The 323-nt window shown below is 44.6% G+C and carries 1 protein-coding gene; it reads left to right on the plus strand.

Translation table 11 applies throughout. From position 1 onward, the window contains the following. Positions 1-323 (plus strand): hypothetical protein (locus QWI16_RS00005; RefSeq protein WP_302710668.1); only part of this gene is annotated, 323 nt, incomplete at both ends.

A 323-nucleotide genomic window follows, 5' to 3' on the forward strand; every position in this document is an offset into this window, starting at 1 on the left:
CAGAGGAGTATTCTGATACTGCTTTGGCGGAGAATCCTGATCCTTGGGAAGCTCTTCCGGGTTTCTTTATTTCACCAAGGGAGCGTGGGGAGCGAAGTATTGTAGTTGGTATTGGTTATGAACCGTTAGGACTTCCGGAGCTGGTAGATTCGGGTAAGTTTGATGAAAGTCAAATAACGATGATTTTTCCGTTCCCGGTTCAAGTAGACCGAGTGTCTAGAAACTGGAAATTTATTAGAGGTATTTTTCCCAACCCAGACTCTGGTCGTCTCGAAATAAAACGGGTCGATGGTATCAATGTGCCTGAAGTCTTTAAAGCACTC

Source organism: Gilvimarinus algae, assembly GCF_030518215.1.
Lineage (GTDB): Bacteria > Pseudomonadota > Gammaproteobacteria > Pseudomonadales > Cellvibrionaceae > Gilvimarinus > Gilvimarinus algae.